Source organism: Bacillus sp. KNSH39 (assembly GCF_052656585.1).
In genome coordinates, this window is sequence record NZ_JBQXYO010000001.1 from 4,210,181 (window position 1) to 4,234,682 (window position 24,502).

General features: G+C 33.1%; 22 protein-coding genes, 1 pseudogene and 1 riboswitch. Of the genes and pseudogenes, 16 read left to right on the forward strand and 7 right to left on the reverse strand.

Annotation, left to right across the window (positions count from 1 at the left end; all coding sequences use genetic code 11):
• Positions 1 to 16: 16 nt before the first annotated feature.
• Positions 17 to 1,099 carry a polysaccharide deacetylase family protein gene (locus ACUL40_RS21575; RefSeq protein WP_001233736.1) on the reverse strand — a complete coding sequence of 361 codons (1,083 nt, stop codon included), beginning with the start codon at positions 1,097 to 1,099 and terminating at the stop codon, positions 17 to 19.
• 147 nt (positions 1,100 to 1,246) lie between these two features.
• On the reverse strand, positions 1,247 to 1,420 hold the full coding sequence (locus ACUL40_RS21580) for a hypothetical protein (protein ID WP_000643592.1): 174 nt from the start codon (positions 1,418 to 1,420) through the stop codon (positions 1,247 to 1,249).
• 216 nt (positions 1,421 to 1,636) lie between these two features.
• Here ACUL40_RS21580 and ACUL40_RS21585 point away from each other — a divergent pair, with 216 nt between their 5' ends.
• A complete protein-coding gene (locus tag ACUL40_RS21585) occupies positions 1,637 to 2,344 on the forward strand; it encodes a hypothetical protein (RefSeq protein WP_445423008.1) in 708 nt (235 codons plus the stop codon).
• Positions 2,345 to 2,395: 51 nt separating this feature from the next.
• On the opposite strand, the gene ACUL40_RS21590 is transcribed toward ACUL40_RS21585, so the two are convergent.
• The gene (locus ACUL40_RS21590) at positions 2,396 to 3,592 is read right to left on the reverse strand and encodes a NupC/NupG family nucleoside CNT transporter (protein WP_001200484.1); all 1,197 of its coding nucleotides are present in this window, start codon (positions 3,590 to 3,592) and stop codon (positions 2,396 to 2,398) included.
• Between the two features lie 202 nt (positions 3,593 to 3,794).
• A riboswitch (purine riboswitch) is annotated at positions 3,795 to 3,896 on the reverse strand.
• A gap of 121 nt (positions 3,897 to 4,017) precedes the next feature.
• Between ACUL40_RS21590 and rlmD the strand changes: the two genes are divergently transcribed.
• Positions 4,018 to 5,394: a 23S rRNA (uracil(1939)-C(5))-methyltransferase RlmD gene (rlmD, locus tag ACUL40_RS21595; protein ID WP_074047942.1), complete on the forward strand. Its 1,377-nt coding sequence runs from the start codon at positions 4,018 to 4,020 to the stop codon at positions 5,392 to 5,394.
• A gap of 62 nt (positions 5,395 to 5,456) precedes the next feature.
• Here the strand turns inward: rlmD and ACUL40_RS21600 are convergent.
• Positions 5,457 to 5,531, reverse strand: a pseudogene (locus tag ACUL40_RS21600) (hypothetical protein); the annotation flags it as partial.
• A 529-nt stretch (positions 5,532 to 6,060) separates the two neighbouring features.
• Between ACUL40_RS21600 and ACUL40_RS21605 the strand changes: the two are divergent.
• The 13 genes from ACUL40_RS21605 to ACUL40_RS21665 all read left to right on the forward strand — a co-directional run bounded on the left by ACUL40_RS21605 (position 6,061) and on the right by ACUL40_RS21665 (position 19,819).
• Entirely contained in the window at positions 6,061 to 7,227 is a 1,167-nt protein-coding gene (locus ACUL40_RS21605) for a DUF262 domain-containing protein (protein WP_161945244.1), read from the forward strand.
• Positions 7,211 to 8,524, forward strand: coding sequence for a DUF3696 domain-containing protein (locus ACUL40_RS21610; RefSeq protein ID WP_161945243.1), 1,314 nt, complete (start codon positions 7,211 to 7,213; stop codon positions 8,522 to 8,524). Before ACUL40_RS21605 ends, ACUL40_RS21610 begins: the two co-directional genes overlap by 17 nt.
• Positions 8,521 to 9,444: a hypothetical protein gene (locus tag ACUL40_RS21615; protein ID WP_100651564.1), complete on the forward strand. Its 924-nt coding sequence runs from the start codon at positions 8,521 to 8,523 to the stop codon at positions 9,442 to 9,444. The genes ACUL40_RS21610 and ACUL40_RS21615 overlap by 4 nt, the downstream gene beginning before the upstream one ends.
• Positions 9,445 to 9,787: 343 nt before the next feature.
• Positions 9,788 to 10,330: a hypothetical protein gene (locus tag ACUL40_RS21620; protein ID WP_233935770.1), complete on the forward strand. Its 543-nt coding sequence runs from the start codon at positions 9,788 to 9,790 to the stop codon at positions 10,328 to 10,330.
• 49 nt (positions 10,331 to 10,379) lie between these two features.
• Complete coding sequence (locus tag ACUL40_RS21625) at positions 10,380 to 11,033, forward strand: hypothetical protein (protein ID WP_233935771.1); 654 nt, start codon at positions 10,380 to 10,382, stop codon at positions 11,031 to 11,033.
• Between the two features lies 1 nt (position 11,034).
• On the forward strand, positions 11,035 to 11,184 hold the full coding sequence (locus ACUL40_RS21630; RefSeq protein ID WP_233935772.1) for a hypothetical protein: 150 nt from the start codon (positions 11,035 to 11,037) through the stop codon (positions 11,182 to 11,184).
• A complete protein-coding gene (locus tag ACUL40_RS21635; RefSeq protein WP_233935773.1) occupies positions 11,181 to 11,957 on the forward strand; it encodes a hypothetical protein in 777 nt (258 codons plus the stop codon). The genes ACUL40_RS21630 and ACUL40_RS21635 overlap by 4 nt, the downstream gene beginning before the upstream one ends.
• Positions 11,957 to 12,244: a hypothetical protein gene (locus tag ACUL40_RS21640; RefSeq protein ID WP_233935774.1), complete on the forward strand. Its 288-nt coding sequence runs from the start codon at positions 11,957 to 11,959 to the stop codon at positions 12,242 to 12,244. Before ACUL40_RS21635 ends, ACUL40_RS21640 begins: the two co-directional genes overlap by 1 nt.
• A gap of 242 nt (positions 12,245 to 12,486) precedes the next feature.
• Positions 12,487 to 13,476 (forward strand): tRNA dihydrouridine synthase, encoded by a 990-nt coding sequence (locus ACUL40_RS21645; RefSeq protein ID WP_100651562.1) that lies wholly within the window; start codon positions 12,487 to 12,489, stop codon positions 13,474 to 13,476.
• Between the two features lie 369 nt (positions 13,477 to 13,845).
• Positions 13,846 to 15,042 carry a hypothetical protein gene (locus tag ACUL40_RS21650; RefSeq protein WP_100651560.1) on the forward strand — a complete coding sequence of 399 codons (1,197 nt, stop codon included), beginning with the start codon at positions 13,846 to 13,848 and terminating at the stop codon, positions 15,040 to 15,042.
• A 262-nt stretch (positions 15,043 to 15,304) separates the two neighbouring features.
• On the forward strand, positions 15,305 to 15,823 hold the full coding sequence (locus ACUL40_RS21655; RefSeq protein WP_100651558.1) for a YehS family protein: 519 nt from the start codon (positions 15,305 to 15,307) through the stop codon (positions 15,821 to 15,823).
• Positions 15,824 to 15,917: 94 nt separating this feature from the next.
• Positions 15,918 to 16,625 (forward strand): M48 family metallopeptidase, encoded by a 708-nt coding sequence (locus ACUL40_RS21660; RefSeq protein ID WP_100651556.1) that lies wholly within the window; start codon positions 15,918 to 15,920, stop codon positions 16,623 to 16,625.
• A 140-nt stretch (positions 16,626 to 16,765) separates the two neighbouring features.
• Positions 16,766 to 19,819 (forward strand): DEAD/DEAH box helicase, encoded by a 3,054-nt coding sequence (locus ACUL40_RS21665; RefSeq protein WP_100651554.1) that lies wholly within the window; start codon positions 16,766 to 16,768, stop codon positions 19,817 to 19,819.
• Positions 19,820 to 19,905: 86 nt separating this feature from the next.
• Here the strand turns inward: ACUL40_RS21665 and ACUL40_RS21670 are convergent, their stop codons facing one another.
• Positions 19,906 to 20,601: an N-acetyltransferase gene (locus ACUL40_RS21670; RefSeq protein ID WP_100651552.1), complete on the reverse strand. Its 696-nt coding sequence runs from the start codon at positions 20,599 to 20,601 to the stop codon at positions 19,906 to 19,908.
• Between the two features lie 14 nt (positions 20,602 to 20,615).
• Positions 20,616 to 21,725: a mandelate racemase/muconate lactonizing enzyme family protein gene (locus ACUL40_RS21675; RefSeq protein WP_100651550.1), complete on the reverse strand. Its 1,110-nt coding sequence runs from the start codon at positions 21,723 to 21,725 to the stop codon at positions 20,616 to 20,618.
• A 93-nt stretch (positions 21,726 to 21,818) separates the two neighbouring features.
• On the opposite strand from ACUL40_RS21675, the gene ACUL40_RS21680 reads away from it, so the two are divergent.
• Entirely contained in the window at positions 21,819 to 23,090 is a 1,272-nt protein-coding gene (locus tag ACUL40_RS21680; RefSeq protein WP_445423007.1) for a transcriptional regulator, read from the forward strand.
• Here ACUL40_RS21680 and nhaC read toward each other — a convergent pair.
• Complete coding sequence (gene nhaC / locus ACUL40_RS21685) at positions 23,079 to 24,500, reverse strand: Na+/H+ antiporter NhaC (protein WP_233935781.1); 1,422 nt, start codon at positions 24,498 to 24,500, stop codon at positions 23,079 to 23,081. The genes ACUL40_RS21680 and nhaC overlap by 12 nt on opposite strands.
• Between the last annotated feature and the right edge of the window lie 2 nt (positions 24,501 to 24,502).

Genomic DNA, 24,502 nt, shown 5'->3' on the forward strand with positions numbered 1-24,502 from the left:
TATTGAGCTCTTACATTTACTTAATTGAGGAAGCAAACTGCTCTACAGTCGTTGTATGGTGTATACGAACGCGCTTCATCTTTAACAATTCATCAGGTTCACCCTTCGTAATGAATTGCCCAGGCTTTGTCGTCGTCGCAAATTGATAATACTTCTTCGTTTCTGCAACAACCTTATCATCTACATGACCGAATGGATAAGCAATCGCGATAACAGGCTTACCTGTTATTTTTTCTAGCTTTTCTTTTGAACCTTTTAACTCTTCCTCATAGTTTGTAATTTTCGGTAAGTCTGCATGTGTTGCAGTATGAGATTGCACCGAGAAAATGCCGGAATTAACCATTTCTTTTATTTCAGAAGTAGACAATGCTCCTTCTACATCAACGTTATCAACAATCATATATTCTGTTGCTGCCGGTTTAAAAGTATCATCTTTTAGCTTTTGTAAAACGCGAAATGCATTCATATTATTTTTCATACCGTCATCAAATGTAACGAAAATCGGCTTATTTACTTTATTTATATCGCCCCAGCGTTCAAACGTTAACAGCGTATAACCATTGCCCTTTAAATGTTTCATTTGTGCTTCAAAGTTAGCTGGTGATACGAATAAGTCTTTAATACCTTGACCATGATAATCATCAATTGCGTGATACATAAGAACAGGAACCTTTTGTTCGAAAGTAATAGTAGATTTCGTAAGCGGGATTGTTTTCCCATCTTCTTTCATTCCTATTGCTTCAATTTGGAACTCACCGCGTTTTCCTTCAAATTCCTTTATATCAAAAGGAAGTGTGAATTGTTTCTCTTTTTCTTTAGAAGAAAAAGATTTAGCACGTTCCTTTCCATCAGCTGTGCGCCAAATTTTATATTGTACTTCATTTAAAGAATCTTTTAAGTCTGTAATATGAATACTTGTGTTTGTAGATTCGTGTGTGATGGGAGTATAAGAAATTTTACCTTGTTCTTGTAAAGTCTCTTTTTGTATAGCTACTTCTTGAACCTTTTTCTCTTTTTTAGGTTCTTGGCTTACATTGCTAGTATTGCAGCCTGCTAGAATGGCAGACGTACATAAAGCAATTGCTGCGTATTTTCTCATAAAAATCACCTTCTATTGTGTAGTATGTTGCATATTGACATTAAAATCCCCACCGCTATAAGAGTGGTGGGGATATACCCTTGTTCATCATATCATTTGAAGAAAATGAGGGGAATATGATTTTTAGGAGGCTATTAAGGTAATAGATTAGTGACTTTGAATAGATGTATTTTTTTGTTTCTTATTAGAATTAATAATAATATAACCGACTACAAAGATAAGAGGAATAATGAAGACATAGATAGGCATTCCCCATACATAATAGCTTTTCAGCGTTAAGACTAGTAAATGTAAGAAATCGAAAATTGCGTGGGCTTTCATAATATCCTCCAATGGTTTTTTGAAAATTATAACATTTTTAACTTGTTATTTGTATAATTTGGAAAGTGATTTAAGCTAATTTTAAAGTAAGAAGAATACATATTAATATGCAATTTTGCATAAGAATATATATTTTATTAAAATATAAAGATTTTATACTATAATGAAAACCGCTATAAAACTAAGTAAGAATAATGTATGGAGTGGAGAATAGAAATGAAATATAAAAAAATAATATATATCTTTTTCATATCGCTATTTATAGTTGGTTGCCAAAGTGAAGTGAGTAAAGCGAATAGCGTGGAAGAGTATATTCCATCGCATCTTATTAATGCGGAAGTGACGGCGGATATTATGACAATAGAGATGGAACCAGATACTCTTAAAAAGGTAGGGAGTATTGGTCAAAGAATGAGAGAGCATCTAGCGAGTAATATGGAATGGTATTTAAAATATGTAGAAGAACATGCAGAGAAAAAAAGTTTTCCATATCACCCTAATTTCGGTGTTACAAAAGAAGAGTATGAGTTTGTACTAAATGCAATTGATCAAAGTAAATTGGTTAATACAAAAGATGGAAAGCTGAAATTTAAGAAAAAAAATGATCATGAAGTAGAGATTTTTTCAAGTGAAAGTATAAAGCTCCTTAAATATGTAGTTATTAATACGAAGAAGAATACAGTAAAAACATCTCTAGGCGAATGTGAATATTTTGGAGAAATACTGGCGTCACCAGAACAGAAGTTAACTGGTCCTTGGCACGGAAAACAATGGATGTTAAAAAAAGATGATTTAATATATATATTTTCTTTAGGGAAAATGGAAGCAGAAAATAAATCAATTATTGATATTTCGGTGAAAGGTAAATATAAGGGGGAAATTATTAATAAGGAAGAGGCATTAGAGTTTTCTTCAGTTTCTTAAATGATGATAATAAAAAAATCACCTTGCTGTCTAAGCAAAGGTGATTTTTTATTAAATAAACAATCCAGCGATTGTCGCAGATAAAATAGAAGCAAGTGTTGATGCAAATAGCATTTTCCAACCAAATTTAGAAACAACGCTTCCTTGCTTTTCAGAAAGGGCACGGATTGTACCAACGATTGCACCAATTTGGCTAATACTTGCGAAGCTAATTAAGAATACTGTAACGATTCCAACTGTACGTGGAGCTAATGTTGTAGCTGTGTCTTTTAAATCAAGGATTGCTACAAACTCATTTAAAACAATCTTCGTACCCATAATACCACCAGCTGGGATAATATCTTGAGTTGGAATACCCATTAAGAATGCGAATGGAGAAAGTACGTAACCGAAGATTTGTTGTAAAGTAACAGCATGTCCCATTGCGCCTGAAGCTGCACTAATTACGTAGTTTACAACTTCCATCACACCGATAAAGGCGATCATTAATGCGGCAACGATACCAGCTACTTTTAAACCATCAAGCGCACCGTTAATCATTGCGCCGATAAAGCTGTCCCCGAATAGAGTTCTATCAAATTTCTGAATCACTTCATCTTCTTTCTTCGTATCAACTGGTGTTAATAACGAACAAACGATTAAGCTTGAGAATAAGTTTAGCGGAAGAGCTGCCAGTACGTATTTTGCATCTAACATCATTACGTATGATGCTGTAACAGAAGCAGAAACGGAGCTCATCGCAGAACAACAAATGATAAACATACGGTTTTTATTGAAATGCTGTAAATCGTTTTTAATAACGATTAACGCTTCACTTGAACCGAAGAATACAGAGTTTACTGCGTGGAATGACTCAACACGTGGTAAACCAGTAATTTTTGAAATAGCACCGCCGACAACGCGAACGATGAATGGTAAAACACCTAAATAACTAAAGATTGAAAGTAGTGCTGAGAAAAATACGATAATTAATAATACGTTTAAGAAAAAGACAAAATCTCTGTGAATTCCATTAAAGAGAAAATCGACACCTGTCGTACCAAGTTTAATTAGTTTGTTGAAAACTTTACTAATGAAAATAATGATTTGTTGACCAATCTTTGTAGCAAACATAAACCAACCAATTAAAATTTGGAAACCAATCATAATTGCAATTGCACGGAAGTTGATTTTACTTTTGTTGTTTGACAAAGCAAAACATAAACCTAACACGGCAATAATACCGATAATGCTCATTACATATTGCATGTAGTTGCCCCTTTCAGAAGTTCGTATAAAGTTTGTACATAAAACGCTCGTTATATTACTAAAAATAAAGGAATGAGGTTTTATGTCATACGTAAGATGTCTGACCTTTTAGAAAAATAAAAATAAAAAAAGACCCATATGGATTCACTTTCATCTATGAGAGAAAGCTAATCAATATGAGTCCTTTTTTGCGCATAGGCTAATATTCATTAGTTTTCCCCATAGTCCAGCAATTTAAGGTTGCCGGGTAGAAACTCTCGATCCATATTATCAAGTATATATGAGGTAACATCGTCCGTATTAAATTAGTAGTAGCGTAACATTAACAGAGAAGTATCGTCAATAGCTTTTTTTCTTCCAATAGAAAAAGACCATATAAGTATGATAAAATGTAACGCAGTGTTATGAAAAAGAGAGGTCGGAAAATGAGTACTAAAATGACGCCACCAGTTGAGAAAAACGAGTTTATAGATGTAATATTTGAAGATTTAACACATGATGGTGCCGGTGTTGCGAAAGTAAAGGGCTATCCTATTTTCGTTAAAAACGGATTACCAGGTGAAGAAGCGCAAATTAAAATTATTAAAGTGAAGAAAAACTTTGCATTTGGTCGTTTAATGAAGCTTCATACAGAAAGCCCATATCGTAAAGATGCTGAATGCCCAGTATATAATCAGTGCGGCGGTTGTCAGCTTCAGCACTTATCATATGAGGGACAATTACAGGCGAAAGAAAAGCAAGTACGTGACGTTATGCAGCGCATTGGAGGACTAGGTGATGTTCCTGTTCATCCTGTACTTGGCATGCAAAATCCGTGGGTATACCGTAATAAAGCACAAGTACCAATCGGAGAACGTGAAGGCGGACTTGTAGCTGGTTTCTATCGCCAAGGAACGCATGATATCATTAATATGGAATCATGCTTAATTCAGGCAGAAGAAAACGATACATTAATTCAAGAAGTAAAACGTATTTGTGAAAAGCACGGTATCACTGCGTACAACGAAGAGCGTAACAAAGGAACACTTCGTCACGTAATGGCTCGTTACGGGCAAGTAACAGGAGAAATTATGCTGGTCTTCATTACACGTACAGCAGAATTGCCGAACAAAAAAGCAATTATTGAAGAAATTGCAGCGAAATTCCCAGAAGTAAAATCGATTGTTCAAAACGTAAATACGAAGCGTACAAACGTAATTTTCGGAGACAAAACGACAGTATTATACGGATCAGAATATATTTATGACTTTATCGGTGACATTAAATTTGCGATTTCAGCACGTTCATTCTATCAAGTAAATCCAGAACAAACGAAAGTGCTATACGATAAAACGTTAGAATACGCAAAATTAAACGGTAACGAAACAGTAATTGATGCCTATTGCGGCATCGGATCAATCTCGTTATTCCTAGCGCAAAAAGCGAAAAAAGTGTACGGCGTTGAAATCGTCCCAGAAGCAATCGAAGACGCAAACCGAAACGCAGCACTAAACAACATGACAAACGCTGAATTTGGCGTAGGAGAAGCAGAAGTAGTCATTCCAAAATGGTACAAAGAAGGCGTAATCGCCGACACAATGGTCGTAGACCCACCGCGTAAAGGCTGTGACGAAGCATTACTAAACACAATCATCGACATGAAGCCAAACCGCGTCGTATACGTATCATGTAACCCAGCAACATTAGCACGTGATTTAAAAGTACTAGGAGAAGGCGGATATAAAACGCAGGAAGTACAACCTGTTGATATGTTCCCGCATACGACGCATGTGGAGTGTGTGGCTTGGCTTAAGTTGGTATAAATAAAAGTAGGTGGTAGCGAGAATCTATAAAAGATTCTCGCTGTACTGTCTGCTTTTATTTCAATTCTTTTAATGAGACGGTGTAATATTTCTGGGGTCAAAACATTAATATGTGAATAATTCTCTAGTTTTTTGATGTTGTCGTTTCTGGCTGTTCTTGAAACGTCATCTGCGGTTCTAACTCTCTAATTCTAATTTAGCATTAGATACCCCTTTTAAGCTGCCCTTATTTTGTTACACTACTATTCTGTAATCTTCTCAAGAAATCATTCCATCAGCTAAGAATCGAATAAGGGTTATGTTGTCTCATTCGTATGATTCTTTGCTTTTTGCATGCAAGACGAGTGTGAAATTAATAAATTAAGATCGTTTTATTTAGAGATTTAAGGTTTTGTGTGGTCCATATAAGTTTTATGGGAATAATTTAGCAACATTCTATGACGATTTTAAAGTAAGGGGGATTTTCCTTGAGTTTGAATAGTGAAAAATTTTAAATGAAAAGCACAAAAGAAAATGAGCTGTATACATAATTTTTAGAGTTTAAAGATACTTATCAATGAAGTTTTAAATATATCAAATGTTTTAGTTAGTCCTAATTTTTATTAAAGGGTTTTCTTATGCTAAAATTGTTAATAATAATATTAAATGACCTTAAGGGAGCTAAGTATGAAAAAGAAGAGGAGATCATTAATCGAATTTAATAAAACTATGTCACAAAGCTATTTAGTTGAAGAAAGTATTAATGGACAATTTGGCATCGGAGAAGAAGATGAGGGTAACAATTTATCCTATATTCCAGAAGAAGAGAGGGAAGTTTTTATAGATAGGGCTCAATTATCTATTTTCGAGTTACATCGTAGATGCCGGAGAGGAGATATTATTCTCCAGCCATCGTATCAGAGAAAAGATGTATGGACTAAACCCAAAAAATCAAAACTTATTGAATCAGTTCTAAGGAATATACCTGTTCCTTCTATTTATTTTGCAGAAACAAGAGAAGGTAGATGGGAAGTAGTAGATGGTCAACAGCGCCTGACATCTTTCTTTGAGTTTTTAGATAATCAATATCCTTTATCACAGTTACCTGTATTAGCGCAATTTGAAAAAAAATACTTTAAGGATTTAGACAGTTACCAAAGAAAGATTGAAGATTACCAGTTGCATATATTTATTATTAAGAAGGAATCACATCCAGATATTCGATTTGATATATTTGAGAGAATTAATGAAGGTGCGACCCAATTAAATGCTCAAGAGCTTAGAAATAGTATATACAGAGGCATCCGGGTAAAATTATTAATAAGATTATCTAAAAATCCAAATTTTATTAAATTAGTGAAGGGTAATTTACAGGAAAAAAGGTTAAAACATCAAGAAGCTGTATTAAGATTTATTTCTTTCTATATTAAAGGACCTGGTGGGTACAATGGCAACTTAAATTCATTTTTAAATAGTACACTTGATGAAAACTTAATAAATGAGCAGAATATTGAGGAACTTGAAAATGTGCTTAATGTTACAATGAGCACAATTTATGAAGTTTTTGGAAAAGATGCATTTATTAAAGCTAATTCTCAAATTAAGAGAATAAATATGTCTCTTTTTGATATTTTATCGTATTCTTTTGCAATTTATGAAGCTGGTGTAATACTCGATCATAAAGAAGAAATTGTAAAAGGATTAAATATATTAATCCAAAAGGACGATGAATTTAGACGTTCTATCACATCGAATACACTAACTAAGAAGAATGTTACTTATAGATTTAATAAGTGGTTGGAATTTTTCGAGAAAATATTGAATGGAGAAAATTACTATGATCAAACATTTTGAAGTGAAAAATTTTAAATGTCATGAAGAGAATAATCATTTTGAATTGCCAGGTATAACAATTGTTTCAGGAACTAACAATTCTGGTAAATCCTCTTTATTACAGTCTATTTATTTATTAACTCAAACAAAATCCAAAGGTTATTCTATATTAGCTGTAAATGAAGAATTAAAATTAGGGAGTTTTTCAGATATACTTAGCAAAAATCAACCAAATACCGAAACAATTGAGCTGTCTTTTACCTTTGAAGAGAAAGTCTTAAAAAAATATAATGTTGAGGAATTAATTGTTAATTTAGCTTATAAAAATCCGAGTGACTTTTCGAAAATCAAAATACCCTATTTTGAATCAAATCCAGTTTTATATTTCATGGAGATATATTTTAAAAAAGAAGGTGAAGAATTAGACACAATTACCTTGGAAATTGTAGATGAAATAACTCCAAATATATTGTATAAAATAGAAGGAAAAGAGGATGCTGGTTTTTGTAAAATTAATGGAATAGTGCCTGAACCTATCATATATAGAGCTCCTAATGAAGAAGAAAGGATAATTTGTTCACCTACTTTAGATAAAATTAGGGGCTTTTTGAGATTAATTAATAATGAAAATATAAAATATATAAAGGCTTTCAGATTAGATGATTATATAGAAGGCGGTACATCTTTAAAAAATAATTTAGGTTTATCGGGTGAATATACCGCTGAAGTAATTCATAAGTATTGGAATAATCCGGCTGATTTCCATAGTGAGACAGGGATGGAAGCTTTAACGTTTTCTAGGGTTTTTGATCAATGGATCAATAAACTGTTAGGTGATAATTATAAAATACGCTCTAATTCATTAGATAAAGATAGATTTAAAATTACTATACAAGAAATCAAAAGTGGGAATGAGTTCACTTTGAATCAGGTAGGATTTGGAATTTCTCAAATTCTTCCGCTTATTACGCTTTTATTGACAAGTAAAAGAGATGAGATAATTTTAATTGAGAATCCAGAGGTGCACCTTCATCCTAAATTACAATCCTTGTTTGTAGACTTATGTATTTTCGTTTTAGAGAACGGAAGGAAGTTAGTGATAGAAACGCACAGTGAACATATTATTAATAGATTACGGTATAATGTTAAGAGAACTCCGGTTTTATTAGAAAAAATTAATATTTTATTTTTTGAAAAAGAGGATGCTAGTATAATTTACTCGGATATAGAAATAACAAAAGAAGGTAGATTGGCTTATTGGCCTACAAACTTTTTTGATCAAACATATAATGATTTATTAGGATTGATAGAAGAATGAGTAGCTTTTATTTAAATCATAGTGTCTTAGCGTGTCAAAAAGAAGAACAAGAAGTAAAAATTAAATTAAAAGAAATTGTCGAATTGATAAGCTACTTAAAAATGGAAAAATTTCAAGTGTTCGTTTTTTCTAACTTATGGGATGTTTCAGTTTTAGGAGGCACTCTGAGGTCCTTTTTACACAGTATGCCTAATCAGGAAGAGGCAAAACTAATAATGCTAGGTCTTGTAAATACTGGTCCTTTCTATTATGAGGACGTAGCTAGTAAATCTTTAATTATGACTCCAATTGTAACAAGTAATAGCTTCGTATATAAATTATTAACTATTTGCTTTAATGAAAAACATTCATTAATAGTATCCTTGAAAGAAGAGAAAGATTTAATTGCGAGGAAGTATCATATTTCTGAAGATTATCATTCCCATGAGGTAGATAATTATATTGGTAAAGATGAATTACCAGCATATTTTGAGTCTATAGATAGACCTAATAACATAGATGATGTATTTAGAAAGGTCTCTGAAAAGAGAAGCAACATTGTAATCTTAGATAAAGCAAAAAAAAGTGCTAGGCAACATAACTTTCAAGGTAGATTTTTGGATGTAATGAATGGCTTATTGGCTCTAGCAGACATAGAGTTAAATTTATTATTAGAAGATGTGTCTGATGAAGAGAGGAAGAAAATCTTTTTGGATGAAACTAAGCTTAAGATCTCAGGTGAATCTGATGAAACATTGAAGGTTCGTAAATATAAAGCCGAAAGAGAATGTGTTATCCCAGGATTAGGGAAAGAGGTGTTTGCATGGCATGTGAAAATTGGTAACAAAACTAGGATTCATTATTATATTGATAAAGATACTCAGCGAGTATACATAGGGCATTGTGGTAAACATCTTGGTACAGTTTCCCACAATTCTTAATTAATCAGTTGAGTTGCATTTTTATGCCTAGTTTTTTTAAACGTGAGTATTAAAATCGCTTATCTTAATCCCATTTTAAAACTCACTTGTACAGCGCGAATGTACTATTTCATCCTAGTTTGACTTTTGTAGATAATTAAATTAATAAATTCAATGATAATAATTGATTACGAGAGGTAAAATATATTAATTGTAAGTGGATAAGAACATATCTTTTAATAAGTATTTATTAGAATTTATAATTGGAATATTTATATTTTATAATTTATAAAAAAAGAGGCAATTAAACTTCGGTGGAATTGCCTTTTATGTTCCTTTAAATTTAATAAAATGAGGGATATCTATGTCGAAAATTCAACCTGAAAAGTATTATGAAGCTTGTATTACTCATCATTTAGTTAGCCATTTTGAGTATATGCTAGATAAAAAAATCTATCCTTTTAGTATCAGTCAGATTGAAGAAAAAATAGAAGGGTATGATTTTGGTTACAAAGTATCACAAAAATCATTCTTTATACAATATAAAAAACCTTACAGATTAATCCCAGAAGATACATATCATTGGAAGATTGACATAGAACAACTTCGAACAATTAATAGCAGTACAAATGGTATTAATACATATGATGCACTACCATCTTTTTGGGATGCTATGGACTGGTATGAGGCCTTGGATAATACATTTTTCATTGGTGCTCTAAGTTTAGAAAATCAAATAAAGAAAATAAATGAGGGGAAAATTGTAAAAACGACTTCAATTAGTGTAGAGAAAATTCGACTTGATAATTGGAAGAAGATAAGCCATATTTTTATACAATCTTTGAATAACGTAGCTGTGGATAAAACTGATATAAATTATGGCATTGATACTATATTAAGAAATTAGGTGAAGATGCTAAAGTTTCTACATGGTTGTATATTTTGGAGGGAGACTGATGAAATATAAAAATTTTGAGGTTTTAGGTAGTTATAGTTTAAGAGATGGTGGCTATATAAATTTTTCTATGGGGAAAAATTTGGAGTTAGGTACAGAGATAAATACTTATATACATGAACTGTTCCATATGCATCTTACTAATTGCTCAAATTTAGGCTTCTTATTACTCTTATTTGAAAAAGAGTGTAACCTTGCCTTAGAGGAACTGGATAAATCACATTATAATAAAATTCGGGAGTTGTCTACAATTATTTTTAACCGTACAGTCAATGTGCAAGAGATTTATGCTAATAATCAAGAATTACTGTGGATTGAAAAAAATATTAATTTGGAAATTAAGAAAGAGTTTTTTGAGCGTAAACCTAAATATTATCAAAAATACTGTAGTAAGATGAATATCATCACTAATAATCAGAATCTAAATAACGAAGAAAAAAGATATTGGATTGAGAGAATATGTTTACACTCATTGAATATACAAATTTATTCAGATGAGTTTCTAAATTCTTTAAAGTCTAAAAAGAATTTAAGTGAGTATTTTTCTAAGGAAAATCACCCCGATACAAGACTTGATAAAGCTTTAGAAAAGTATTCAAGAAATGAAAACTTTGAGGAAACCATTGAGATAAAGTTACATAAGTGTGTTTTTTAGAATGAAAGATATGGGTATAATTAAATATTTAAACAAAAAAATAAACGAATTTAAAAATACAGAAAATATTTCTTGGTGTGGGGATATTTTGGGTGAAATAAGTATGAAAGAATTTATCCAGTTAAATCAAAAAAAATGGATGAAAAAGTGAGGTTATTTGATTTTAACAATTTTCCAGTAATAAAAGTCGAAAATATATCTAATTATATAGATTTAGGTGTTTTCGCTATCAAGAATTGTAAAAATATAATTGATAAGGAGAATTTCTATTTTATAACGGGAGCATTAATTGAGTCAACGCCATCATATGTAAGCGATGAAGCTCCACTGGAATTCTTAAATAGCCATGAAATTAAAGTCATAGGTATATCAAGTGATGAATTTGACATACCTAAAATGAGACCTACCTATATAGAGGTCAATCACGCTCCGATAGTTGTGTTAATAGATAGTTATAGTAATGCTAGAGAGATAATTAATAAGATTGTAATGGAGGGGGAGTTGTATATAGGGGATCTTTATGATCAAAGCACGAAAAATTTTTCTACAACTTTATTTTTTAGAGAAAGAACGAAACCAAGAGTGATTTTTATTTTTCCGACTTTGAAAAAATTATCTATTAGGTTAATGAAAGATTTAGGGATAGAGAGACAGTTAGTATATTCAGATAACGAAAAATTCACCAAAATACTATCTTTATTTGGAAGCGAATTAGAAATGTTAAAATTCGCTAAATGGATATTTAGCTTTATTATGAAAAGTAGCTGTAGATTTACAGTTTTAGAAGATCCTGCAACAAAAATGATCTTTAATTTAACTAGATCGTTATTTAATGATGTTATGAAAATTAGAATTCCAGATTATTATAATCAGTGGGCAGCTCTTCCAACTAAAAAAACTGTTGGGAGCCATATTATGCTTTAATGGAATTTGAAAATAGAGAAAATACAGGTTTTTTTAAAACTATTAATCAAAATGCTTTGATTTTTTTCCTTGATAAAAATAGCGCTTTGAATTATAGAAAAAGGTTACTAAAAATGGATTCGGGATTTTCCAGATTAGAGGTAGTAGGAATAGATAGGCATTATTGGAATGCGGCTAAAAAGCATTTTAAAGAAATAAATATAAATATTTTCATATGCTTGGATGCAATACAAAATTTAGGTGAATTTGTAGATTTTCAAAAATTGGATAAAATAATAAATGATTAAATATTTACAGATTTATTGTTTTGTGAAGGCGAGTTAGTACACTATACATTTTATTTATAAAAATACGACGCAGAAACAGTTTTAGTTATAGTAAACATTGTAGCTTTTCACAAATTATATATGCCAAAATACATTTGTGTTTGATAATAAGTTATTAGGCATGATATAAGTGTAACATCGGGCTTTATATTTTTTATTGAGAGTTTGAAATTGCATTCATATTGAGAGGATTTGAATTTGAAATGATAGATAATTTTTGGCGTGATTTACCACGACCATTTTTTGTACTTGCACCAATGGAAGATGTGACAGACGTTGTTTTCCGTCACGTAGTAAGTGAAGCTGGTCGCCCGGACGTATTCTTCACAGAGTTCACAAACTCGGATAGCTATTGTCATCCAGAAGGTATGAAAAGTGTACGTGGCCGTTTAATTTTTACAGAAGATGAACAACCGATTGTGGCACATATTTGGGGAGATAATCCTGAATATTTCCGTCAAATGAGTATTGGCATGGCAGAGCTAGGATTTAAAGGTATTGATATTAATATGGGTTGCCCAGTACCGAATGTAGCATCGAGAGGAAAAGGTAGTGGCCTTATTCTACGTCCAGATGTTGCGGCAGAACTTATTCAAGCCGCAAAAGCGGGCGGACTACCTGTAAGTGTAAAAACGCGACTTGGCTTTAAAGAGTTAAGTGAGTGGGAAGAGTGGTTAACACATATTTTCGAACAAGATATTGCAAATCTTTCTATTCATTTACGCACAAGAGAAGAAATGAGCCAAGTAGATGCGCATTGGGAACTAATTCCGGAAATCAAAAAATTACGTGACCGTATCGCACCAAATACGTTAATAACAATCAATGGAGACATTCCTGATCGTCAAACTGGGTTGGAACTTGCTGAAAAATACGGCATTGATGGCGTTATGATTGGACGAGGTATCTTTAAAAATCCGTTCGCTTTTGAAAAAGAGCCGAGAGAGCATAGCAGTAAAGAACACCTTGATCTTCTAAGACTACAGCTTGATCTTCAAGATCAATATGCAGAAGTACTACCACGTTCAATTACAGGACTTCATCGCTTTTTCAAAATTTATGTAAAAGGCTTCCCTGGAGCTGCTGAACTAAGAAATCAATTGATGAGCACGAAATCAACTGATGAAGTGCGTGCGTTGTTGGATAAGTTTGAGGCTAGTGTTGGTGAGGTTGAGGGTAGTGAAATGGTGTAACTCCCCTGAAGATAGAGGGGAATAGATGGTATTAATTTGTGGGTAGTTGTTTAGTTTAGTTTTAAATTCTTTTGCAGAAGGAAACTTTTATTTTGATAAAGTTTGTTTTTTGAAAGAAAAAGGTTTAAGAATGTAATAAAACCATTAATATCTTACACTCTGCATAGGTGGGAGTGGAGGGCTTGGTTTGAAATAAATAGCTGAAAAGGTAAGGCATCGTTATCGGTGCCTTACCTTTTTATTTTAGGTAAATTGAAGAGGGATATTAGAATTAATTTGAGTTGTATTTATTGAAACCATTCTGCTATTTTTAGGGGTATCGTTATGATAAAATATTAAGAAATCTAATTTTATAAATAGAGGTGGATAATGTATCATTTATCAGAATTTAAAGAACAATTAGGCGTGTATTGGGATTTAATAACGTTATTTTTAGGGGCGGTCTTAGGAATAATGATTCCAGCTATGTATAAACAAATATGTCATTACTATAAAAGATTAAGAGTAAAATTAAAATTGAAAAATTTGGCTGGAATAGAGGATTTAAATATTTTAAAGATAAGCAGTGCGAATCCTTACTATGGGAATAATGATATAAATATTAATGTTGGTGAAAGGTGTTTATATATTGGATTTCCAAAAAAATTGTTAGATCAGGTTTTAAAACACGATGAAAAGTTCGAGATACATGCAGATTGCTCATTTGATGGATCAAAGATGTTTGAAGATGTTATAAAACAGACTGGAATTTCTGATTTGAATGCTCTTATCGAGAAACATAAGGATATTGTTGCACAACAGTTTGTTAATCAAGAGGAAGGATGCTTGTTTAATAGACCTAAATTTGGAGTTTATAATATGAACACAGATCAGCGTAAGGGCTATGAGGAAGTACCGGAAGTGAAAATGGAGTTGTTTCATACGGATTATTTTACTCATCGGGTTGTTAGATCAATTTATGGTGAATTAAAAGAGCGTGGAGATATGATTTTAGATTTAGACCAAGAAAATATGAAAGAAGGCTTGAAAAAATATAATTTCTTTACAACTTCATTGGGGATTAATGCCTTTGTTATAAGTGATTCTAAAGATGGGGAAAGTATTATTTTTAGCAAACGTGCCCAAGGAGCTGCGTATTCTGAAAATGCTTATAAATATAACTCTACGGTTATGGAGGGGATATCCCAAACAGATTACAATTCGTATGAGGTATCTTTGAAGAAAGCATTAGAGCGAGGAGTCTACGAGGAATTGGGGATATCCTCTAGTCTTTGGGATAAGTTTGAAGCGGACTATAGATTTTTTGACGTTTTCTTGGAGAAAAATTACTTTGAAATTGGAATAACAGCTTCTGTTAGATTAAATACTTTATTTGAAGAATCGATTAAAGATTTACCTGGTCAGGATAAAGAATTAGAAATAGGTAAATTAGTGGCTATACCAAAGCGTAAAAGAGAATTAGAGAAATTTATAAATGAAAATGATATATATAATCAGGGGTTATTTACTTTGAAAATGATTTGTGCGAGAGACTTATTGTTTTTGATGTTGAAAAGAAAGTCTTAAAATTTTAAAGGGTTAACTATAGAGGAGAAGAGAGATTTATTGTATTAATAAATTTCTATATAAAAGATAGGCATATGTTGTAGAGTGCCTACCTTTTATATAGTGAGTAATTTTTCGCTATTTAAGGTTTGTATACTTCCACAAGCATTAATCCACTCAAGACTACAAAACCTCCCCCTAAAATGTTAAAGTAGTAACTTGACGACATTCATTTACACATGCTAAAAGCATTACTATAATCAACTTTTCAGGAGGAAACACAATGGCAATGAGCAACAACGATATATTAAAAAGAGTAAGGTACGCTTTAGATATAAGAGATATAGATATGGTAGAAATCTTTAAACTTGGTGGTATGGAAGTAACGAAAGAAGACGTAGTTGATATGCTTACAAAAATAAAGAGAGCACCTCAGCATGAATCTGAAAATGATGATGTAATCGAAGATGAGTACGTATTAACATGCGACATGATGATGTTAGAGGCATTTTTCAATGGATTTATTACTTTAAAAAGAGGGAAGCAAGATCCGAAACCAGGACAACCGGCACCTGTACAAAGCAAAGAGAGTGCGAATAACCTTCTTCTAAAGAAAATGAAAATTGCACTATCTTTAACGAGTGAGGATGTACTTGATATATTAGATAGCGTAGGCGTTACGGTAACAAAGGGAGAACTAGGTGCCCTATTAAGAAAAAAAGGCCATAAAAATTACAAAGAGTGCGGCGATAGATACGCAAGGAATTTCATTAAGGGATTAGGTGTAAAGTATAGAGGGTAATGAGTCCGATGAAGCGGTAAATGATATAATAGGTAGAGTAGGGCGTTTGTGTCCTATTCTTTTTTATTTGTAAAATAATACACTAGGTGATGAAATGGTACATACATATTTAGGTGAAACAATTAATTTTCATATAACTTATAAGAAGAAAAAGTCGGTGCGTCTTTTTGTAGATTCGTACGGAAATGTGGAAGTGCAGGCTCCGAAAGGGACGCCTGTTGAATACTTAGTCCAGTTGCTAGAGGAGAAGTGGGATTGGATTCAGAAAACACGTAAGGAAATGCAGGAGCGAGCGCTTGGACCACAGGAAAAGGATTATGATCAAGGAGAGGGCTTTCTGTATTTAGGAAATACGTATCCGATACAGATCTCCCAAGATACAAGTATTACACAAGACAATGCAGTGTTTGAAGGGAATAAGCTACATATTTATGTGAAAGAGCTTAAGGATGAGAAAATACAACAAGCATTAAAACGATTTTACTATAAGCAGTGTAAGTCATTAGTAGAGAAAAGTATTAAAGTGCATCAAAGTAACTTCAAAACAAAACCACGTTCTATTCGTATTACAGATAGTAGTCGTACGTGGGGAACTTGTGATTCAAATTTACAGCTAACATTCAATTGGAAGCTAGCGATGGCACCACAGCGAGTAATTGATTATGTAGTTGTTCATGAAATGTGCCATATGGTTCATTTAAATCATGATCGCTCTTTTTGGCGTCTTGTCGGGAAGATAATGCCCGATTATAAGGAAATGGAGAATTGGTTAGCGTTATCTAGTTGGAAGATGACGGTTTAGTAGGAGTTCCCAGCCCGAGGTATTGTGTAAATGAATATTATTATTTGAATCATATAGAGTTATTAATTTTCAGTGCATTGTGATATTATCAAGAATATAAATGGATTAAAATGGAATATTATTGTGGTGGGAGTGAGAAAATGCAAACAAATAATGTGAAATCAGTCCTTGAAGCGTGGCGTTTGATAGAGTCATTAAATCCAAGTGAAGTTCCTGGTAAGGAAGAAAGAATAAAAAAGAGTTATTTTAAAGATAATCAAGATAGAAATAGAACACAGTTAATACAACTTGAGGAATACCCTTGGGAAGAAAATCAATTGAAAGATGATGAGAACTATAAAGTGCAATATCAGTACTATATGTCTTGTTTTGAACATTATAAACTAGTTGATTTTATAAGGGGAATTTTAAAAAATAGTGACGAGGTTATTAATAAAGATTATAAAACATTATTTGGCTTTTCTTTTTCTGTAGATGATGAAGGGAACTATATTACAGGTTCAATATTTGTTCCTTTGCTTATGTATGTAATGAAAAGGATGATACAGAATACGGAAAATTATTATAGTAATCTTCTTGTTCAATTTGAAGGTCAATTAAAGTTGTTTGAGGAAGAGATAAAAAATACTTTTATTAATGGAGTAACAAGCGAGGCCTTAATCAAAGTTCAGCAAATTTACCAACGTTATTTTTATCAAGTAGAAGATAGTAATATAAATTATTTGGAATTGAAAGTAGTTAAAGCGGATAAGAAAGTTCCTATTCAAAACTTTAATAGTTTTTATTTAAGAGATTTGGTTAATATATTGGAAAAAGGGGAAAATGAAGCGCTTCGTCAGTTTATTGAGGGAGTGAATACTGAACAACGTATAGATATAAATGAGAATCGGGAATATATCGAAACGATTTTACAACCTAGCCGTATACCCGATGGACGTTGGCCATCACCTGTAGAACATAGATTATCATTGATGCAGCAAGTAGCTGTTAACCAGATTTTAAATAGTAATCAACAAATTAGTTCTGTTAATGGGCCACCTGGAACAGGTAAAACTACATTGTTAAAAGATATTTTTGCAAATATTGTAGTTGAAAGGGCAAAGGAAATAATAAAGTTTAAAGATCCTACCCAAGCATTTCAAAAAGAGAAAACAATTAAAGTAGATGACTATCATTATCCAATATACATATTGGCTCCTAATTTAAGAAAATATTCAATGGTAGTTGCATCAAGTAATAACGGGGCTGTTGAAAATATTTCAAAGGATTTACCAAAAGAAAAAGAAGTAATACGTACGTCTAATGAAAAGGGACCGAATCATTATGATGCTTTGTATGCTGAAGAGGCAAGCGAACTAGAAATGTATTCATCGGTAGCGCAAGATCTTTTAGGAGATGAGATAAAAACATGGGGCCTATTTTCAGGGGTTCTTGGGAAGTCAGAAAATATTTATAACTTTGGTCAAGCCTTGTATAAATCAAAGGAGAATGGTAAAGGATTTATACAGCAACTAGAAGAAGAGAGCAAAATAATAACATTAGAAAACTGGGAAAATGCGGTTGAAGATTTTCAAAAGTTTTTTGAATCGATACTTAAGAAAAAAGAAGAACTTCAAAAATTCTCTAATAATTATAAGGTGAATTTATCTTTGAATGACTCATTAGAAAAAAAGAAAGAACAAATCCTTATATTTGAAGAAGAGAAAACAAAGATAGATGACAGATGCGAGTATTTAGAAGTGCAAAGAAAGCTGACAGAGCAACAAATTCAAATGGTACCTAAGCTATCTTTTTTTAAAAGGCTTTTGGGCAAGAAAAATGTTAAAAAACTGGAGTTAGAAAAGGAATTAAATGATATTATTTGTGAATTAAAGGGAAAACAGGAAGAAGCTTATTTAAAAGGGGAACAAATAAAAGATAATAAGAAAATAATAGAGAAAATAAAGGTAGAGAATTCTATTTTTATAGAGCAACAAAATTATTATAAAGAACAGGGTGTAGTACTACCGAGTGAAGAGTATTGGTCAAATTCAAAAGAGGCATATGAATATCGTCAACTAAATACAATTTGGCTTACCGATGAATTGAACTTTGAAAGAGGCTTGCTGTTTTTAAAGGCTATGAAAATTCATAAGTTACTACTTACGTTCAATTTTAAAGCGATTAAATCCACTATACGTTTACTTAATAATCGCACAAAGTTAGATTTGAATGATGCGGAGAATAGAAGGTATTTAAAAAATATTTGGGAAACAATTCATTTAATTACACCTTTAATTAGTACGACTTTTGCAAGTTTTAGTTCTATGTATAAAGGTATAGAAAAGGATAGCATTAATTATTTATTTATAGATGAAGCAGGACAGGCAAGTCCGCAACAGGCAGCTGGTGCTATATGGAGAGCAAAGAATGTAATAGTAGTTGGGGACCCTATTCAAATTGAGCCAGTTGTCACAATCGACCAAACAATTTTAGGGGATATTAGAAAATATTTTAGTATAGATAATAAATATATTGATATGGGAAGTTCTGTTCAAACATTGGCAGATTTAGCAAATCCATATGGTACATTTAATAATTCTGGACAATGGATTGGAACACCATTATGGGTTCATAGAAGGTGTTTAGATCCAATGTTTACAATAGCTAATGAAATAGCTTACGAAAATAAAATGGTATTAGCTCAAAAAGAGCGAGGAAAGAGTGTGTGGTTTGACTGTAAAGGTTTGACCACAGATCGCCAATTTGTAGAGCAACAAGGAAAATTAGTAATAGAGCATATTGTGCGCCTATGGACAAATATTTCAAAACCGCCAAATGTATATATAATTTCTCCTTTTACTGCAGTAAAGGATAGTATGAAACAAGAGTTGGAAAGTAAATTGAAGGATATGAACATCTCTCGTACGTTAATTAAAAATTTCTTAAAAAATTCTATAGGTACTGTTCATACATTTCAAGGAAAGGAAGCAGATGTTGTTTATTTTATAACTGGCACAGATATGAATAGCGATAGTGCGGCTAATTGGTCATGTTCGAAGCCTAATTTGTTAAATGTTGCAGTTACAAGAGCCAAAAAGGAATTTTATGTGGTAGGTGATTATAAACGATTTTCTCAGAAACCGTATTATAAATCTATAGTAGATAATGTAGATAATGTTCAGAGGGAAAATATCCATTCAATGAATAAGTAAAATTATTTATAGGTTATGGGTACGTTAAAACAAATGACCAATGAGAAGTAAGATGCATTGGTCATTTGTTTTTTTATAATAGGTGATTATTTGGAGAATTTAACGAAAAAAGTATTATTTAGTTTTACCATCTCATACCCACGATACCCCTCCGAAAGCAACGCCTGCTGTCCAACAGCGTCACTCATCGGAACACTCTTAACATCCGTCCAATTTCTTTCCTTGCCTCCACGCAATTCCTTCACAAAAACATACCGCATACTCCCGCCATATTTCATCTTCAATGCAGCAATCTCCATTCCTTGCGCAAATTTATCCTTTAAACTAGGAATGTTAAAAGGAGCAACGGTGCAGCAAACGTAATCGTATTTGCTATCTTCGTTTTGTAATTCGTCCATGATAACTGTCGCCAATATTTTTTGCATCCCATTTCCTCGGCAGTTCGGATGAACGTTTGAGATTTCTTGATAGATGACGCGATGTAGTTCGCTTTCTGCTATGCCAATATCAAGTCCTAAATGTTCTTCGTCGATAGGAGGGACGAGTAGGGCACGAAATGCGATGAGCTCGTTTTGTATAAAGGCACCGATCATCATCCCGTTTCCTTCTAGAATGTATTGAAATTCTTCTAGCGAGAGTGGTTGTAAACGACTTTTATCTTCTAGTGCTTCAACTACAATGTTTTGTAGTGATAAAATTTGTTCGATGTGCTCTAGTGATAGTAATGTAACGTGAAATGATTCGTTATTTTGTTTTAATGTTCCTTCGTATAGAACCGTCATATGATAGTCCTCCTTTAGCGTACAACGTCTTGAAAGACGGTTAGTTCTTGTAGTGTATCTTCGTTTATTTCAATGCCGAGTCCGGGCTTTTCGTTTAAGCGAATGAATGGTACATCATAATGTAAGTTTCCGATGTCTTTTGTGAATTTTAATGGCCCTGTTAGCTCTACGCTCGTAATGATTTTCTTTGAGAAAGCGACATGGAATCCTGCGGAAGAGGCAACAGATGATTCGACCATTGATCCCACTTGGCATTCAATGCCTGCCATTTCTGCTTGATGAGCGAGCTTTACAGCTGGATATATGCCGCCGCATTTCATTAGTTTTATATTTACTTTATCAGCAGCTTCTAATTTAATAATTTGGCGCATTTCACGAGAACTTTTTAATCCTTCATCAATCATAAGCGGGAGGTCTGTTTTAGAACGAATATGAGCCATGGCATCAATATCGTCCGCGATAACAGGTTGTTCAATCCAGTCAATGTTTAAATGTCCTAATGAACGTAGTGCTGTTAATGTGTTTGCGCTATTTTTCCAGCCTTGGTTTACATCAACGCGAATAGCGATGTCATTTCCTACACGTTCTCGTACAGCTTCAATACGTTTTACATCTTCTTTTACATTTGTACCAACTTTCATTTTGAAAGATTGGTAACCTTTTTGAATCATAGAAGCAGCTTCTCCAGCCATGTTTTCTGGATTGGCAATACTTAAAACGTGAGTGACAGGGAATTCTTCATGGTAGCGCCCGCCAATTAATTGATATACAGGTTGATTTAGTTTTTTGCCCATTATATCAAAACAAGCAATATCAATTGCGGCTTTCGCTGTTGGAACACCGTAAATTGTATTGTCCATCATGTCGTGTATTTTTTCGATATTCATTGGATTTTCCCCAATTAGAGCAGGGGCTAGCGTATGTTTTAAAGTATGGAAAGTACTTTCCCATGATTCACCTGTGACGTGATCATCAGCAACGCCTTCACCGTAACCGATAATACCTTCATCTGTTTCCATTTTGACGATAATAGAGGGCATATCAGAATAAGAGCCATAACTAATAACAAACGGATTGCGAAGCGGTAAACGAATTGCGTAAAGATGAATAGCTGTAATTTTCATTGAATAGAAACCCCTTCCTGTTTACAATAGTTTTATACATTTGATATAGTTGACGTTAAATAGTCGTTAATTAATGATAAGGAGTTAGAGAAAATGATGATAAAAATTGCAGTTGTCGGTTCAAAGGAATTTATGGACAACCTTTTTCCTATTGCTCAAAAATTAGAAGGAATAGAAATTGATCCATATATTTACCTTCATCCGGCGGAATCTTCTGAACTATTAAAGTGTTTAAAGCCTTGTGATGTCATCTTTTTCTCAGGTGCTTTACCTTATTATATGGCAAAAGAAATAAGAGAACAATTACGAATTCCAAGTACATACTTACAGCAAGACGAGACAACTGTCGCATCTTCAATTCTTTCTATCATGTATCATCAAAGTATTCAACCACATAACATTTCCATCGATTTAGTAGACCGCTCGTTTATTACAAATGTGTTCCATGATATCGGTATAAAAGAAAGCCCGCAAGTGTTGGATTATGAAAATATGCTGTGGAGTAAAGATGAGATAAATAGAGTTATCGATTTTCATGTAGCTAAATATCAATCTGGAGAGGCTCATTTAGCTTTAACTAGTATTCACGCTGTTTACGACGAGCTTCAAAAAATAGGTGTTCCTTCAGAGCGTATGATTGATCCAACACAATCCATTATACATGGGCTAAAAGATGCAAAAATAAAAGCTGAGTTAGCAAAAAGCTATTCAGCTACTGTTGGTGCTTGTATTATTTCTTCCTTAGAATTACGAACGAGTTTGCTTGAAAAACTAGATGTCATTTCAAAAGAACTACGTGGTTCATTTAAACAAGTGGATGAAATGACATGCATTTTGTATACAACTCGTGGTGATATCGAATCAATTATTAAAACAAATGCGATAGATAACTTGTTTGCGAGCGTAGAAGAAACGATAGCTATTGGATTTGGTTATGGGAAAACCGTGAAAGAAGCGGAGCAAAATGCAAAAATCGCTCAAAGTTTTGCAAAGAACAATCCAATAAATCGTTGTTTTTATATACTAACAAGTGATAAAGATTTGTTTGGTCCGTTCCCGAAAGAACAGAGAGTACAAAGTTTGAAAAATGATAATCCGGAACTAATGAAAATAGCGAAGGAAACAAAGCTTAGTCCGGCCAACTTGTCAAAAATCATTCAATTTAGTCAATCGCACCCGTCATTGAAGTTTACAGCAGCTGATCTTTCTGAGTACTTACAAGTGACTCGAAGATCGACAGAAAGATTGTTAAAGAAATTAGTTGATTACGGGTATGCTCATATTTGCGGCGAGGAAATGCCCTATCAACAAGGGCGACCTCGCGCACTATATGAACTGAATTTACCGCTATTTTTAAGCTTCTAGTTGAGCTTTTTGTTTCTTTAGTAGTTCTGCTTTTTCAATGTCTGATAGTTTTACAATTGTGAAGCCTGTTATACCATAAATGATTGAGATAATAGGTACGATGAAATTCAAAATAGCATAAGGAGCATATTCAAATGCACCTACGCCAAGTGTTGCGAGAATAAATACACCGCACGTATTCCAAGGAACGAAGACAGAAGTTAATGTTCCACCATCTTCTAATGCTCTGGATAAGTTTTTTGAATGTAGTCCTTTTTCCGTGTATGCATTTGCGTACATTCTTGAAGGGACAACAATTGAAATATATTGTTCAGAGCAAGTAAGGTTTGTTGCAAAACAAGATGCGATAGTAGAAGCGATAAGCCCTTTTGCTGATTTCGCTAACTTTAAAATTTGATTTACAATTGAGCGAAGAATACCTGTATGTTCTAATACTCCTCCGAAAGTCATAGCGACAATTGTCATAGAGACTGTATTCATCATCGAATCTAAGCCACCGCGGTTAAATAGTTCGTCTACTAGCTTGTTTCCAGTGTCTATAACAAATCCAGCTTGGAGTGCACCGACAGATGCTGAGACAGAACCACCTTGAATAAAGACTTGTGATAAGAATCCTAAAATAATACCGACGAGAATCGCTGGTATAGCAGGGACTTTTTTAGCGACCAATACCATAACGACTACGGGTATAATGAGTAGAAAAGGCGAGATAACAAAGTTTTGTTGCAATACTTGTAACGTTTGATCGATAGTCTTCGCATCAATATTGTTAGCGCCGAAGCTTCTTCCTAAGACCGCGTAGACGATAAGAGTAATAATTAAACCTGGAACTGTAGTAAATAACATATGACGAATATGTGCGAATAAATCTGTATTTGTTAATCCTGCGGCTAAGTTAGTTGTATCTGAAAGCGGTGACATTTTATCGCCAAAATAAGAGCCTGAAATAATGGCACCAGCAACCATTGGGGCTGGAATTCCCATACTTAGGCCAATTCCCATTCCAGCAACACCAATTGTGCCCATTGTAGACCAAGAGCTACCAATTGCTAATGCTACGATAGAACAAATGACGGTAATGGAAACTAAAAATAGTGATGGAGTTAAAAGTTTTAAACCGTAATAAATCATCGTTGCGACGATTCCACCGCCAATCCAAGCACCAATTGTTAAGCCAACAAGAATAATAATGACGATAGCGGGTAATGCAAGACGAATCCCTTTATACATTGCTTCTTCAAGATCATTCCATTTGTAACCGTAACGCCAAGCGACAATAGAAGCAACGGTTGTACCAACAATAAGTGGAACGTGAGGGGTTTGTTTTAATACAACAATTGTAACCATCATAACTGCAACGGTAATGATAATAGGGATAATCGCTATTCCAAAAGGTATTTCTTTTTTCATAA